This is a genomic window from Brevundimonas sp. (assembly GCF_004210735.1).
In the GTDB taxonomy this organism is placed as follows: domain Bacteria; phylum Pseudomonadota; class Alphaproteobacteria; order Caulobacterales; family Caulobacteraceae; genus Brevundimonas.
Window position 1 is genome coordinate 1 of sequence record NZ_SDZL01000063.1, and the last position, 13,240, is coordinate 13,240.

Genomic DNA, 13,240 nt, shown 5'->3' on the forward strand with positions numbered 1-13,240 from the left:
ATCCCCGGCCCTTCCCCCATCAAGGGGGAAGGGAGTCTGTCAGGGGTTCGAATTGTCCTGGGCGATCCGGGCGCGCCGCCGGTTGTGGATGTGCTGGTGTCGGAGGGGCGGGTGCCGTGGGCCGGGCACACGGGCGTCCATGCGATCCCCGAGGTCTATGACGCGATCAAGCGGTCGGGAATGAGCCTGATCTTCGTCAATACGCGCTGGCAGGCGGAGTTCGTGTTCCAGTCGCTGTGGGCGATCAATGACGACAATCTGCCGATCGGCCTGCACCACGGGTCGCTGGCGGCCGAGCAGCGGCGCAAGGTCGAGGCGGCGATGGCGCGCGGCGATCTGAAGGCGGTGGTCTGCACTTCGACCCTGGATCTGGGCATCGACTGGGGCGACGTCGACCTGGTGATCCAGCTGGCGGCGCCCAAGGGGGCCAGTCGGCTGGTGCAACGGATCGGCCGGGCCAACCACCGGCTGGACGAGCCGTCGCGCGCCCTGATGGTCCCGGCCAGCCGATTCGAGATGCTGGAATGCCAGGCCGCGCGCGAGGCGGTGGCCGAGAACGCCTTTGACTGGGAGCCGGTCCACGTCGGCACGCTGGACACCCTGGCCCAGCACGTGATGGGCTGCGCCTGTTCCGAGCCGTTCGAGATGGCGGCCCTGCACGCCGAGGTGACGACGGCCGGGCCGTACCGCGACCTGACCTATGAGGCGTTCGAGGAGGTGGTCGATCTGGTCGCGACCGGCGGCTATGCGCTGCGCACCTATGAGCGGTTCGCGCGGATCGTGCGTACGCGGGACGGCAAATGGACGGTGCGCAACGCCCAGACGGCCCAGCGCCACCGGATGAACGTCGGGGCTATCGTCTCGGCCGCCAATCTGAACGTGAAGGTGGCGTCGCGTCGGGGCGGCGGAAAACAACTGATCGGCGGGCGCAAGATCGGCGAGGCCGAGGAATGGTATTTCGAACAGATGACGCCGGGCGACACCTTTGTCTTCGCCGGTCAGGTGTGGGCGTTCCAGGGCATCGCCGGGACCGACGCCCTGGTCTCGCCCGCCGTGGACAAGGACCCGAAAATCCCGTCCTACGGCGGGTCGAAATTCCCGCTGGGGACCTCATTGGCCGAGCGGGTGCGGCGGATGGTGCAGGACCGCGACCACTGGCGCGTGCTGCCGAACGACGTGCAGGAATGGCTGGAGCTGCAGGAGTTGCGTAGCGTCATTCCCGAGGCCGAGACCCTGCTGATCGAGACGTTTCCGCGGGGGACGCGGCATTTCCTGGTCGCCTATCCGTTCGAGGGGCGACTGGCGCATACGACCCTGGCCATGCTGCTGACGCGGCGGCTGGACCGGCTGGGCGTCGGGCCGCTGGGGTTCGTGGTGACGGACTATGCGCTGGCGATCTGGTCGATCCGGCCGATGGACGGGCTGGACTGGGACGCGCTGTTCGAGCCGGACATGCTGGGCGACGATCTGGAGGCCTGGCTGGAGGAGAGCTTCATGATGAAGCGGTCGTTCCGCAACTGCGCGCTGATTTCCGGCCTGATCGAGCAGCGCCAGCCGGGGGCCGAGAAGACCGGGCGGCAGGTGACGTTTTCGACCGACCTGATCTACGACGTGCTGCGGCGGCACCAGCCGGATCACCTGCTGCTGCGCACGGCGCGGGCGGATGCGGCGACGGGGCTGCTGGACGTGGCGCGGCTGGGCCAGTTGCTGGCGCGGGTGCACGGGCGGATCGTGCACAAGCCGCTGGACCGGCCCTCGCCCTTCTGCGTGCCGGTGCTGGTGCAGATCGGGCGGGAGCGCGTAGGGGGCGACGCCGCCGAAATGATCCTGGACGAAAGCGCCGAGGCCCTGATCGCCGAGGTGATGGAAGACGCGCCGCCGGACCTTCGGGGGGCGGCGTGAACGACGCGCTGCGACAGACCCTGTCCCCGTATCGCCACCCGTGCGGCGGGCTGAAGCTGACGGTGAATGGCGAGGCGTGCGTGCTGCGGTGCGCGGGCGCGCTGTGGCTGGCGGCGCATCGGACGCTGATCGCGTCGGACCTGCACCTGGAAAAGGGCTCGGCCTTTGCGGCGCGGGGCCAGATGCTGCCGCCGTATGACAGCCCCGCGACCCTGGCCAAGCTGGAGGCCGAGATCGAGGCGCTGGACCCGGCGACGGTGGTGCTGCTGGGCGACAGCTTTCACGACTCGAAGGCCGTCGGGCGGATGGACGAGGGGCAGTTGGCGCGGCTGGAACGTCTGGCCGCCGGGCGCGACTGGGTCTGGCTGGAGGGGAACCACGACCTGGACGCACTGGCCGGGGCCCTGAACCGGCTGCCGGGGCGGGTGGTCGAGACGATGACGCTGGGCCGCCTGTTCCTGATCCACGAGCCGCAGACGGATCCCATGCCGGGCGAGGTGGCGGGGCATCTGCATCCGGCCGCGCGGGTCGTCGCCTATGGCCGGGGCGTGCGGCGGCCGTGCTTCGTCACGGATGGAAACCGCCTGATCCTGCCCGCCTTCGGCGCCTTCACCGGCGGGCTGGACGTGAGGGATCGCGCGGTGGCGGGACTGTTCGACACGCCCCCGCTATGCGCCGTGCTGGGCCGCGACAAGGTGCATGCGGTGGCGTGGGAGCGGGTGGTCAGGGTTTGAGGAGGGCGTTCGACGCCGTCTCTAGCTCGCGCTCCAGCCGCTCCATGAAGTCGGCGCGTTTCAGGCCGGCGGGGATGGGGGGCAGGAATTCGAACACGACCGTGCCCGGATAGCGGCGGAAGCCGTGGGCGGGCCAGTGGACGCCGGAGTTGGTGGCCATCGGCGTGCAGGGGCAGTCCAGGTCGCGATACAGGGCGGCGATGCCCGGCTTGTAGTCCGGCGGGGCGCCGACCGGGGCGCGGGTGCCCTCGGGGAAGATCAGCATCTGGCGACCCTCGGCGAAACGGTCGCGCGCCTGACGGACCATGTCCTTCAGCGCCTTGGAATGGGCCGAGCGGTCGACGGCGATCATCTTGGTCTTGACCGCGAACCAGCCGAAGAAGGGCAGGGGGGCCAGCTCCTGCTTCATGATGAAGCAGTTGTCCGGCAGGATGGCGAAGGGCGCGATGACGTCCAGCATGCTCTGGTGCTTGCCCGCGATCAGGGCGGCGCCGACGGGGCGATGCTCCAGCCCCCGGAACTCGACCTTGACCCCCGCGATCCAGCGCAGGCCGAACAGGCAGAAGCGCGACCAGTTGCGGATCACCCACATGGCCTGGCGATAGGGCATCAGCAGGGCGGGCGACAGGCCGACTGCGAACAGGGCCATCGAGAAATACAGCCAGGCGACGAACAGCAGGGAGCGCACGGTGGTCAAGTCAGGCGGGCTCCGCGGCGGGGCTAGCGTCGGTGTCAGGGGCGGCGTCGCGGTCGCCGATCAGGCGGCGCACGCCCTCGCGGCCCAGGACGGCGAGGTATTTCATGTACTCCAGCGTCATGCGCCGGGCGGTGACGGCGGCGCGCCACCAGCGCGGCGTGTCCAGCGACGGCGTGGCGACGGCATAGGGGGTCAGTTCGACGTCGGGGGCGGCGCTGCGCAGCTCAAGCAGGCTGCGCGGCATGTGATAGTCCGAGGTGACGACGATCAGGCTGTCGTAGTTCTTGGACCGGGCCCAGGCGGCGATCTCGTGCGCATTGCCCAGGGTGTCCTCGGCCTCGAAGCCCAGGTCGACGCAGCAGTTGAACAGTTTGGACGAGCCGGGGGTCAGGGCGCGCAGCTCCTGACGGCGGACGTCGGGGTTGACGCCGGACACCAGCACCCGGTCGCCCTTGCCGTGCTCCAGCAGGCGGATGGCGGCGTTGACCCGCTCGGCCGAGGGGCCGGTCAGGGCGACGATGGCGTCGGCGCGCGCCGGTTCGGGCGGCGGCGTCAGCCCACGCACCCGTTCGGCGAAGGCGAACAACCCCACCAGCCACACCAGGGCGATGATGACGATGGCCGTCAGCAGTTTCATTGGTCCCTGTCCCGCCTCGGCGCGGCGAGCGCCCGCATCGCCGAGAGATGCGCCGAGATCACCGCCACCGTAGCGGCCAGCAGCGGACATGGCGAGAGCAGGATGAGATCGCGCCATGCGATCGGCAGGGCGGGGGTCAGCCCCTCGGACCCGCCCAGCCCGCGCATGAAGACGATCAGCAGGGCCGCGCCCACCGCGCCGATGGCCCCGGCCGTCGCCGCCAGCAGGCCATAGCGGCGCTGGAACAGGGCCGAGATGGCGCGGTCGGACGCGCCGTTCAAGCTCAGGGTCTCGATCACGCCGCGCTGGGCCGCCAGCCCGGCGCGGGTGGCGTAGGCGACCGCCGCGCCGGCGGCCAGCGCGATCAGGGCGAAGGCGGCGCCGGCCAGCAGGGTGATCAGGGTCGCCGCGCGCTCGACCTCGCCGCGCCACAGGCTGTGGTCGTCGACGCTGGCGTCCAGCCCGGCCTCGGCCAGGGCGCGGCTGAGGGTCGGGGCGCTGGCGGGCGTGTGCCGGTCCAGCCGCACGATGACCAGATAGGGCAGCGGCAGGTCGGGCAACACGGCCTCGCCCAGCCAGGGGCGCAGCAGGTCCTCGGCCGTCTTGCGGTCCATAGCCTCGGCCTCGGTCACGCCGTCGACGCCCGACAGGGTCTCGGCCGCGCGGGCGGCGGCGGCGGCCCCGGTCTCGCCGACGCGGGGACGGACCTGAACGGTCGCCTCGGCCCGCAGCTGGCGGGTCCACCCATGGGCGGCGCGGTCGGCCGAGGCGACGCCGACGGCCGCCAGACAGGCCAGGAAGCACAGCACGGCCACCACCACGCACAGCCAGCGCTCGCCGCCCGCGTCGCGAGGCAGCAGGGCGGGGCGGGGCTGAGGCAGGAAACGCTTCATGCGGCGTCCCCCGTCAATCGGCCCTTGTCCAGCCGCAGGATCGACGCGCCCGACCGCTCGGCCAACGCTTCGTCGTGGCTGGCGATCAGGACGGTGGCGCCCAGTTTGTTCAGCGACTGGAACAGGTGCAGCAGGCGCACGCCCATCCCCTTGTCCACGCTGCCGGTGGGCTCGTCGGCCAGGATCAGGCGCGGCTTGCCGATCACGGCGCGGGCGATGGCCAGGCGCTGCTTCTCGCCGCCGGACAGGGCGCGGGGGAAGGCGTGCAGCCGGTGGCCCAGGCCGACCCACTGCAGCATCTCCTCGATATTGGCGGCGTAGTCCTCGGCCCGGCGGCCAGCGAGGCGTAGCGGCAGGGCGACGTTCTCGAACACGCTGAGGTGCTCCAGCAGGCGGAAATCCTGGAACACCACCCCCATGCGGCGACGCAGAACGGGGATGTCGCGGCGCGAGGCGTGGGTCACGTCGTCGCCGAACAGGTGGATTTCGCCGTGCGTCGGCCGCTCCGACAGGGTCAGAAGGCGCAGCAGGGAAGACTTTCCCGCTCCGGACGGCCCGGTAAGGAAGTGGAAAGAGCCGCGCGGCAATATGAGGTTAACGTCCCTCAGCACGCCGGGCGTGTCCGCATACCCAAAGCCGACGCCTTGCAGGCGGACGGTCAGGGGCGCAGACTCCAGTTCGGCGGGCCGTGGTGGCGGTGGGTTCATCGGATGTCGTCAGGACCGGGGCGTAATATGAGCGTCTCGACGGGAGGGGGCTCAAGGCCTCGCAGTCAGCAGACATGATACTGACCTGCCCGTCCTGCGCCACAAGCTATTTCGTCCCCGACGACGCGATCGGGCCGAACGGCCGCCGTGTGCGCTGCCAGAGCTGCGGCGACAGCTGGCGCGCGACCTCGGACGAGCCGCTGGTGCTGACCAACGCGACCGAAACGGCGGCCGCCGGCAATGTGGTCGAGTTCGGCAAGCGCGAGGACACCCCCGAATCACTGGCCGAGACGCCCGCCCCCGAACTGCCCCGCGCCTTCCGCGCCCGGGCCGAGCAGCAGCGCCGTCTGCGCCGCGCGGCGGCCCACGGCGCCGTCTGGGCCGGACTGGCCAGCGGTTTCGTCGCCCTGTTCGCGGCGGGTTGGCTGTTCCGGGTCGAGGTGGTCGAAATGTATCCCCGCGCCGCCGCCGCCTATGCGCTGGTCGGGGCGCCGGTGAATCCGACCGGACTGGAGTTCGAGGCCGTCAGCGCCCGGCCGTCGCCGACCAACCCCGAACGGGTGCTGGTGTCCGGCGCCCTGCGCAACGTGCGCGACAAGGAGGTCGTGGCTCCGCCCGTCCGTGTCGCTCTGCTGGACGAGCACGGGGCCGAGATCGGCTATCGCATCGTGCGGATCGACGCGGCGCCGGTGCTGCCGGGCAAGCCCCAGGGCTTCGCCGTCATGATCGACGACCCGGCGGGCAAGGCGGCGGGCGTCGGCGTCGACTTCGCGCCCGTGGCGACGGCGCTGGCCCCGACCCCTGCGCCCAAGGCGTCGACCCGCCGCCCGCCCGCGCCCGAAAAGGCGCCGGAAAAGGCCGAGATGGCGGTCGAGACCAGCGGCCTGCGTCCCGCCTTCGCCGCATCGCCGTTGCCACCGATCGAGGCTGTGGCCGTGCAGACGCTCGACAGCCCCCCGTCCGGGGCGTTATCCGCCTCTCATGGCTGACGCGACCCCCGCCCCGACCGTGCTGCTTCCGGAAACGGAGGTCGCGGCGGTCGTTGCGGATCTGGCCCGGCGCGTGGCCCCCCATATCGACGACCAGACGGTGGCGGTGGTGCTGCTGACCGGCGGCCTGTGGTTCGCGGCCGACCTGACCCGCGCCCTGTCGCGTCAGGGACGCAATGTCCGTTTCGACGCCCTGTGGCTGGCGTCCTACGGGGACGAGCAGAACAGCCGGGGCCGGATCGACGTGCATGCGCCGCTGCAGCGCTCGGTCGAAGGGCGCAAGGTGCTGATCCTGGACGACGTCTTCGACACCGGCCTGTCGCTGGCCGAGGCGGTGCGGATCGTGAAGGAAGCGGGCGCGGCCGAGGTGCTGACCTGCGTCTTCGCCCGCAAGCCATGGCCCCTGCCGCGCGCGCCCGAGCCCGACTTCGTCGGCTGGGAGGCGCCGAACCGCTTTCTGGTCGGCTACGGCCTGGACCACGCGGGCGGCCTGCGCGGGCTGCCGGACATCTGCGCGCTGGATTGAGTTAGAGCCGACCCTCTCCCGGTGGGAGAGGGCTTGAGCCCCAAAGAGCGAAGCGATTTGCAGGGCGAAAGGGTGAGGGGTTTACCGTTCAGTCGGCGGCTTGCGCCGATGGAGGCCGACGACCCTCATTCGGCCCTGCGGGCCACCTTCTCCCATCGGGAGAAGGAAGGGTTACAGCCACTCCGCCAGCGGCTCCCGCGCCAGCATTTCGTCATAGGTGGGGCGGGGGCGGATGACGGACCAGCGGTCGCCGTCGACCAGGACCTCGGCGATCAGCGGGCGGGTGTTGTATTCGCTGGCCATGACCGCGCCATAGGCGCCGGCGCTCATGAAGACGGCCAGATCGCCGGCCTGGAAAGGCGGTAACGGACGGTCGCGGGCGAAGGTGTCGCCAGTCTCGCAGACAGGGCCGACCAGATCGTAGGGCAGAGGCGCACCGTCGCGGGGACGGACCGGCTTCAACGCGTGGAAGGCGTCGTAGAGGGCCGGGCGCATCAGGTCGTTCATCGCCGCGTCCAGCACCAGGAAGCGGCGGCCGTCGGAGCGCGCGTTCACCTGGATGACGCGGGTCAGCAGCACGCCGGCGTTGGCGGCCAGCAGGCGGCCGGGCTCGAAGGCGGCCTCGACGTTCAGACCGTCCAGAACCCGGGCCGCCATGGCGGCGTAGGCGGCGGGAGAGGGTGTCTCGGCCTCGCCGTAATAGGGCACGCCCAGGCCGCCGCCGAGGTCCAGCCGCGTCACCTGATGCCCCTGTTCGCGCAGGGTCAGGGTCATGTCGCGCAGGACGTCGAAGGCCGCCTCCAGCGGGGCCAGGTCGGTGATCTGGCTGCCGATGTGGCAGGCCAGGCCGACGGGGTGGACGTGGGGCGAGGCGGCGGCGCGGGCATAGAGGGCCAGCGCCTCTTCGATCGGGACGCCGAACTTGTCGCCGACGCCGCCGGTGGTGATCTTGGCGTGGCCGCCCGCGCCGATGCGGGGATTGACTCTTATCGCTACGCTGGGGGTCGCTATCGCTCGAGACGCGGTCTCTCGCTGCTTGAGCGACGAAGGGATGGCGTCGGCGGTCGCGCTTGGCTTCAACGACGCGACGACCGCGATCAGGCGGTCCAGTTCGGCGCCGGATTCGACGTTGATCTGACGCACGCCCGTTGCGACGGCGAAGGCCAGTTCGGCGTCGGTCTTGCCCACGCCCGAGAAGATGATGCGATCGGCGGGAACGCCCGCCGCCAGCGCGCGGCGAATTTCACCCTCGGACACGGTGTCGGCGCCGCAGCCCAGCCGGGCCAGAGTGGCCAGCACCGAGACATTGCTGTTGGCCTTGACCGCAAAGGCGATCAGGGCGTCGCCCAGCGCGGCCCGGTGATCGTCCAGCGCCTTGCGCAGCACCTGATAGTGCCGGCGCAGGGTCGCGCTGGAATAGACATAGGTGGGCGTGCCGACGGCGGCGGCGACCGTTTCGAGAGAGACGCCCTCGACGTGCAGGGCGCCGTCCTTCGCCTCGAAATGGTTCACGAGTACGGGCGTTGGGCGGCCGTGCCGCCGATGGGATTGGTCGGACCGCCGTCGATGGGTTGCTGGCTGGACGGGCGATTGACGGTCGCCGGCTCGGGCAGGGTGTCCAGCGCGTCGGACCCGCGCGGCGCGCGCTCGGTCTCGCGACCGTTTCTGGCTTGCGGCGGCTCAAGGTCTGCCATGCGGCCGCAGGCGGCGGCCGAGGCGGCCATCAGGGCGACAGCGCCCGCAAGGATCAGCTTTTTCATGACAGGCGCGTCTTCCATTCGGCGATGCGCGCGCGGACCTGTTCCGGCGCGGTTCCCCCAAAGCTCTGGCGGCTGGCGCAGGAGGCCTCAGGCGTGAGCACCTTGTAAACCGCCTGGGTGATCCCGGGGTCCAGCGTCTGCAATTCGGTCAGCGGCAGTTGCGCCAGGTCCACGCCCAGCGCCTCGGCCCGCTTGACCGCCGCGCCCGTGACATGGTGCGCCTTTCGGAACGGCAGGTTCAGTTCGCGCACCAGCCAGTCGGCCAGATCTGTGGCGGTCGAATAGCCGGCGCCCGCCGCGGCGGCCATGCGCGCGGTGTTCGGTTGCAGGGCCGAGACCATGGCGGTCATGGCCGCCAGCGCCAGGCCCAGGGCGTCGAACGCCTCGAACACCGGCGGCTTGTCCTCCTGCATGTCCTTGGAATAGGCCAGCGGCAGGCCCTTCATCACGGTCGACAGGGCGACGAACGAGCCGATGATCCGGCCGGTCTTGGCCCGGACCAGTTCGGCGGCGTCGGGGTTGCGCTTTTGCGGCATGATCGACGAGCCGGTGGTCAGGTCATCGGGCAGGGAGGCGAAGCCGAACATCGGCGTCATCCAGACCACGATCTCTTCGGCCAGGCGCGACAGGTGGCCGGCGCAGATGCTGGCGGCGGCCAGGCTTTCCAGCGCGAAGTCGCGGTCGGACACGGCGTCCAGCGAATTGCCCATGGGCCGGTCGAAGCCCAGGTCGGCGGCCGTGGCGTGGCGGTCGATGGGGAAGGGCGACCCGGCCAGGGCGGCGGCGCCCAGCGGGTTCTCGTTCATGCGGGCGCGGGCGTCGGCGAAGCGGCCCGCGTCGCGGCCGAACATCTCGACATAGGCCATCAGGTGGTGGCCCAGCGTCACCGGCTGGGCGGTCTGCAGATGGGTGAAGCCGGGCATCAGGTCGCCCGCGTGCTGTTCGGCGCGGGTCAGCAGGGCGCGTTGCAGGGCCTTGAGCTGGTCGATCGTCCCGTCGCAGGCGTCGCGAACCCACAGGCGGAAGTCGGTGGCGACCTGATCATTGCGGCTGCGGGCGGTGTGCAGGCGGCCCGACGGTTCGCCGATCAGCTCGGCCAGGCGCGCCTCGACGTTCATGTGGATGTCTTCATAGGCGTCGCGGAAGGGGAAGGTCCCGCCGGTGATCTCGGCCTCGATGGCGTCCAGCCCGCCCAGGATCGCCCCGGCGTCGGCGGCGGCGATGATCCCCTGTTTCGCCAGCATGCGGCAATGCGCCCGCGACCCCTTCAGGTCCTGCGCCCACAGGCGTTGATCGACGCCGATAGAGACATTGATCGCCTGCATGATGTCGGAAGGCTTGGCGGAAAAGCGCCCGCCCCATAGGCTCTGGCCCTGCTGGTGTCCGTCGGGGGACGCGGGCGTGTCGGAAGAGGCGGTCATGGGCGGCTCGAAAAAGGCGATCGGTTGGGCGGTCGCGGCGGCGGTGGTCGTCGCGCTCGGCGTGGGAGGCGGCCTGCTATACGCCAATCGCGGCGCGGGCGGCAAAGCCCCAGAGGCGGCGGCCGCAAAAAGCGAGCTGGCGCGCTTCGCCAAGGGGCCGTTGTCCAGCCTGGAGACGCCGGCCGAGCTGAAACCCGCGCCTGACTATGTGTTCCGGACGCGCGAGGGCGCCGAGGCGCGGTTCAGCGACTTCCGGGGCAAGGTGGTGGTGGTGAACCTGTGGGCCATGTGGTGCGCCCCGTGCCGAACGGAGATGCCGACGCTGGCGCGATTGCAGGCCGCCTACCCGGATGGCGACGTGGTGGTGCTGCCGATCAATGTCGATGTGGGCGAGGACGCCATCGCCGACGCGCGCAGCTTCATCGACGTGCACGAGCCCCTGCCCATGTACGGCGATCCGAAATTCCAGCTGCCGTTCGAATTCCCGGGCAAGGGCAAGATGCCCCAGACGATCCTGCTGGATCGCCAGGGCCGCATCCGCGCCGCCCTGTCGGGCGAGGCCGACTGGGCCAGCCCCGAGGCGCGGGCCCTGGTCGACGCTGTGTTGGCCGAGACGGCCTAGTTCGCCGGCACGCGTTGGTCGGTGGCCGGGTTGACGGCGCCCGGCTGACCCTCGGCGGCGGCCTCGGCCTGGTTGTCCTCCAGCTTGTCGGCGACCGAGCCAGCGCCCTTTTCGACGGCCTGCGCCGCCTTCATGGCGCCGGACTCGACAACTTCACCCGCCTGGGCAGCGACATCCCTGGCCTGTTCACCTGCCGCTTCGGCCTTGACCTCGGCGGTGTCCTGCTCGGCCTGGGTGCAGGCGGCGGCGCCCAGCGTCACGGCGGCGATGAAGGTGAGGGCGGCGGTCGTGCGGATGGTCATGTCGTGTCCCCTTTGGCGTAGCGGCTAAACCTGAGCAGTGAACGCGGGCGGCGAAGCGGGGTTGCCAGCGTCTTCCAGCTTAGCTCCACATCAAGGCCAGATCCTGCTCAGCAGATAACTCACCGGGACGTTAGCCGCCCTCGCGGCGCGGCAGAACGCGCATGTGGCGCTCGCCGGAGTCCCTCGCAGGCGGACGGCCTTGGCAGCAGTTCAGCCCTGGGGCGAGCGCTGGCCGGCTTCGTCGCGGCACGGCGGCGGTCGGTCGCAAACGGTTGGATGATGGACCGGCGCTGGTGTTGGGAGCCGCCATGGAAAGCGGGTCCACGTCGGATCGGCTGCAATCCGGGGGATCCTCCAATGCGCAACATCCTGGCCGTGACGGCCACATCCATTCTGCTGGTCGCCTGTGGCGACGCGAGCAATCCCATAGCGGCCGCAAACGGCGCGGCCGGGCCTGTGGTCAAGCCGGGCCTGTGGGAAGTGACCACCACCTCACACTTTGACCTGTCCGAGACGGTGAAGCTGTGCATGGAAGACGCGCTGGAGACGGACCGCGACTATCTGCGGGCTGATCCGGGCGAGGGCTGCGTCGCTGAACGCAAGACCATCCCCGGCGGCCTGCACCAGATCACGCGGTGCGAGGCGTTCGGGCTGAAGTCGATGGTGGACATGACCTTCACCGGCGACGCCGAGGCCTTCGAGACCAAGGGCACGATCACCCTGAACCAGGCGCCGCCGGTCCAGTCCAGCCGCAAGGCGCGGTGGCTGGGGCCCTGTCCCAAGGGGATGAGCGACGGCGAGGCGGTGGACGCCGGCTGATCGCATCGGCCGGGCGGCGGTCCTGGTCGGGCCGCCGCTTCACCCCTGCGGCGAGACGCGCCAGACGGCGTTGCCGACATCGTCCGCCACCAGCAGGCCGCCCAGGCGGTCGGTCTGGACGCCCACGGGACGGCCCATGGCCTCGCCCTGGGCGTTCAGGAAGCCGGTCAGCACCTCTTGCGGCGTGCCCGACGGGCGACCGTCGGCAAAGGGCACGAAGATGACGCGATAGCCCACCGGCGGGTCGCGGTTCCACGAGCCGTGCTGGCCCACGAAGGCGCCGTTCCGGAACTGCGGCATCAACGCGCCATCATAGAAGGTCAGGCCCAGAGAAGCGGTGTGCGAGCCCAGCGCATAGTCGGGCCGCAGGGCGCGGGCGACCATGGCGGGATTGGCCGGTTTGACCCGCGCATCGACCGTCTGGCCGTAATAGCTCCACGGCCAGCCGTAGAAGCCGCCGGGCGTGACCGAGGTCATGTAGTCGGGCACCAGGTCGTTGCCCAGTTCGTCCCGCTCGTTGACCGAGACCCACAGGGCGCCGCTCTGCGGGTTCCAGGCCAGACCGACCGGATTGCGCAGGCCGGACGCATAGACGCGGCGGGCGCCGGTGGCGGGGTCAATCTCAAGGATTGCGGCGCGATCGACTTCTTCGTCCAGACCGTTCTCGCCGATGTTGGAATTGGAGCCGACGCCGACGTACAGGCGCGACCCGTCCGGGCTGGCGACCAGGCTCTTGGTCCAGTGGTGATTGCGTCCGGCGGGCAGGTCGGCGACATGCGCCGGTGCGGCGTCGATGCGGGTCTGGCCCGTGGCGTAGGGGAAGGCGACTACGGCGTCGGCGTTGGCGACGTACAGGCGATCCCCGATCAGGGCCATGCCGAACGGCGAGCGCAGCCCGGTCAGGAACGCGGTCTTCATCTCGGCCACGCCGTCGCCGTCGGCGTCCCGCAACAGGGTGATACGGTCGGGGCTGGGCACGGCGGCGCCCGCGCGGCCCATCACCTTGCCCATGATCCAGCCGCGCAGGCCGCCCGGCTTGTCGTCGGGTTTGGGCGGGGCGTTGGTCTCGGCCACCAGGATGTCGCCGTTGGGCAGGCGGTAAAGCCAGCGCGGATGATCCAGGCCTGTGGCGAAGGCCTGGATGCGCAGACCAGCGGCGGGCGTGGGCGTGCGGCCTTCGCTCCAGCCCACGGCCGGGGCGATCCTGACGGTCGGGACCAGACTGGAATGG

The 13,240-nt window shown here is 70.7% G+C and carries 15 protein-coding genes; 6 read left to right on the plus strand and 9 right to left on the minus strand.

Annotated elements, in window-relative coordinates; all coding sequences use genetic code 11:
- Together EON91_RS12200 and pdeM are read left to right on the plus strand one after the other, a co-directional pair.
- Window positions 1-1,902: helicase-related protein (locus EON91_RS12200; protein WP_292095132.1), on the plus strand; the 1,902-nt coding region annotated here is incomplete at its 5' end.
- Window positions 1,899-2,636 carry a ligase-associated DNA damage response endonuclease PdeM gene (pdeM, locus tag EON91_RS12205; RefSeq protein ID WP_292095135.1) on the plus strand — a complete coding sequence of 246 codons (738 nt, stop codon included), beginning with the start codon at window positions 1,899-1,901 and terminating at the stop codon, window positions 2,634-2,636. The genes EON91_RS12200 and pdeM, both read left to right, overlap by 4 nt.
- On the opposite strand, the gene EON91_RS12210 is transcribed toward pdeM, so the two are convergent.
- Genes EON91_RS12210 through EON91_RS12225 form a run of 4 tightly spaced genes read right to left on the minus strand, consistent with a single transcriptional unit; the run spans window position 2,626 to window position 5,570 of the window.
- The gene (locus EON91_RS12210) at window positions 2,626-3,333 is read right to left on the minus strand and encodes a lysophospholipid acyltransferase family protein (RefSeq protein WP_292095137.1); all 708 of its coding nucleotides are present in this window, start codon (window positions 3,331-3,333) and stop codon (window positions 2,626-2,628) included. The two genes, pdeM and EON91_RS12210, sit on opposite strands and share 11 nt — an antisense overlap.
- A gap of 1 nt (window position 3,334) precedes the next feature.
- Entirely contained in the window at window positions 3,335-3,970 is a 636-nt protein-coding gene (locus EON91_RS12215; protein WP_292095140.1) for a YdcF family protein, read from the minus strand.
- Window positions 3,967-4,863, minus strand: a complete 897-nt coding sequence (locus tag EON91_RS12220) for an FtsX-like permease family protein (RefSeq protein ID WP_292095142.1) — start codon at window positions 4,861-4,863, stop codon at window positions 3,967-3,969. Before EON91_RS12220 ends, EON91_RS12215 begins: the two co-directional genes overlap by 4 nt.
- Window positions 4,860-5,570 (minus strand): ATP-binding cassette domain-containing protein, encoded by a 711-nt coding sequence (locus EON91_RS12225; protein ID WP_292095144.1) that lies wholly within the window; start codon window positions 5,568-5,570, stop codon window positions 4,860-4,862. The genes EON91_RS12220 and EON91_RS12225 overlap by 4 nt, the downstream gene beginning before the upstream one ends.
- 74 nt (window positions 5,571-5,644) lie before the next feature.
- Between EON91_RS12225 and EON91_RS12230 the strand changes: the two genes are divergently transcribed.
- Window positions 5,645-6,559: an MJ0042-type zinc finger domain-containing protein gene (locus EON91_RS12230; RefSeq protein ID WP_292095147.1), complete on the plus strand. Its 915-nt coding sequence runs from the start codon at window positions 5,645-5,647 to the stop codon at window positions 6,557-6,559.
- The gene (locus EON91_RS12235; RefSeq protein WP_292095150.1) at window positions 6,552-7,085 is read left to right on the plus strand and encodes a phosphoribosyltransferase family protein; all 534 of its coding nucleotides are present in this window, start codon (window positions 6,552-6,554) and stop codon (window positions 7,083-7,085) included. Before EON91_RS12230 ends, EON91_RS12235 begins: the two co-directional genes overlap by 8 nt.
- Before the next feature lie 171 nt (window positions 7,086-7,256).
- On the opposite strand, the gene lysA is transcribed toward EON91_RS12235, so the two are convergent.
- Genes lysA through argH form a run of 3 tightly spaced genes read right to left on the minus strand, consistent with a single transcriptional unit; the run spans window position 7,257 to window position 10,266 of the window.
- Window positions 7,257-8,597, minus strand: coding sequence for a diaminopimelate decarboxylase (gene lysA / locus EON91_RS12240; RefSeq protein WP_292095152.1), 1,341 nt, complete (start codon window positions 8,595-8,597; stop codon window positions 7,257-7,259).
- The gene (locus EON91_RS12245) at window positions 8,594-8,845 is read right to left on the minus strand and encodes a hypothetical protein (protein ID WP_292095155.1); all 252 of its coding nucleotides are present in this window, start codon (window positions 8,843-8,845) and stop codon (window positions 8,594-8,596) included. Before EON91_RS12245 ends, lysA begins: the two co-directional genes overlap by 4 nt.
- Window positions 8,842-10,266 carry an argininosuccinate lyase gene (gene argH, locus EON91_RS12250; RefSeq protein WP_292095157.1) on the minus strand — a complete coding sequence of 475 codons (1,425 nt, stop codon included), beginning with the start codon at window positions 10,264-10,266 and terminating at the stop codon, window positions 8,842-8,844. Before argH ends, EON91_RS12245 begins: the two co-directional genes overlap by 4 nt.
- Between argH and EON91_RS12255 the strand changes: the two genes are divergently transcribed.
- Window positions 10,265-10,888 carry a TlpA disulfide reductase family protein gene (locus EON91_RS12255; protein WP_292095160.1) on the plus strand — a complete coding sequence of 208 codons (624 nt, stop codon included), beginning with the start codon at window positions 10,265-10,267 and terminating at the stop codon, window positions 10,886-10,888. The two genes, argH and EON91_RS12255, sit on opposite strands and share 2 nt — an antisense overlap.
- Here EON91_RS12255 and EON91_RS12260 read toward each other — a convergent pair.
- Entirely contained in the window at window positions 10,885-11,190 is a 306-nt protein-coding gene (locus EON91_RS12260) for a hypothetical protein (protein ID WP_292095163.1), read from the minus strand. The two genes, EON91_RS12255 and EON91_RS12260, sit on opposite strands and share 4 nt — an antisense overlap.
- A 357-nt stretch (window positions 11,191-11,547) precedes the next feature.
- Between EON91_RS12260 and EON91_RS12265 the strand changes: the two genes are divergently transcribed.
- A complete protein-coding gene (locus EON91_RS12265) occupies window positions 11,548-12,009 on the plus strand; it encodes a DUF3617 family protein (RefSeq protein ID WP_292095164.1) in 462 nt (153 codons plus the stop codon).
- Between the two features lie 39 nt (window positions 12,010-12,048).
- On the opposite strand, the gene EON91_RS12270 is transcribed toward EON91_RS12265, so the two are convergent.
- Window positions 12,049-13,240 (minus strand): sorbosone dehydrogenase family protein (locus EON91_RS12270; protein WP_292095167.1); only part of this gene is annotated, 1,192 nt, incomplete at its 5' end.

What these genes read in the sequence shown, in the direction of transcription:
- EON91_RS12215 (WP_292095140.1), bottom strand. Translation starts at nt 3,970, where the DNA reads ATGAAACTGCTGACGGCCATCGTCATCATCGCCCTGGTGTGGCTGGTG.
- EON91_RS12220 (WP_292095142.1), bottom strand. Translation starts at nt 4,863, where the DNA reads ATGAAGCGTTTCCTGCCTCAGCCCCGCCCCGCCCTGCTGCCTCGCGAC.
- EON91_RS12225 (WP_292095144.1), bottom strand. Translation starts at nt 5,570, where the DNA reads ATGAACCCACCGCCACCACGGCCCGCCGAACTGGAGTCTGCGCCCCTG.
- EON91_RS12230 (WP_292095147.1), top strand. Translation starts at nt 5,645, where the DNA reads ATGATACTGACCTGCCCGTCCTGCGCCACAAGCTATTTCGTCCCCGAC.
- EON91_RS12235 (WP_292095150.1), top strand. Translation starts at nt 6,552, where the DNA reads ATGGCTGACGCGACCCCCGCCCCGACCGTGCTGCTTCCGGAAACGGAG.
- EON91_RS12245 (WP_292095155.1), bottom strand. Translation starts at nt 8,845, where the DNA reads ATGAAAAAGCTGATCCTTGCGGGCGCTGTCGCCCTGATGGCCGCCTCG.
- EON91_RS12255 (WP_292095160.1), top strand. Translation starts at nt 10,265, where the DNA reads ATGGGCGGCTCGAAAAAGGCGATCGGTTGGGCGGTCGCGGCGGCGGTG.
- argH (WP_292095157.1), bottom strand. Translation starts at nt 10,266, where the DNA reads ATGACCGCCTCTTCCGACACGCCCGCGTCCCCCGACGGACACCAGCAG.
- EON91_RS12260 (WP_292095163.1), bottom strand. Translation starts at nt 11,190, where the DNA reads ATGACCATCCGCACGACCGCCGCCCTCACCTTCATCGCCGCCGTGACG.
- EON91_RS12265 (WP_292095164.1), top strand. Translation starts at nt 11,548, where the DNA reads ATGCGCAACATCCTGGCCGTGACGGCCACATCCATTCTGCTGGTCGCC.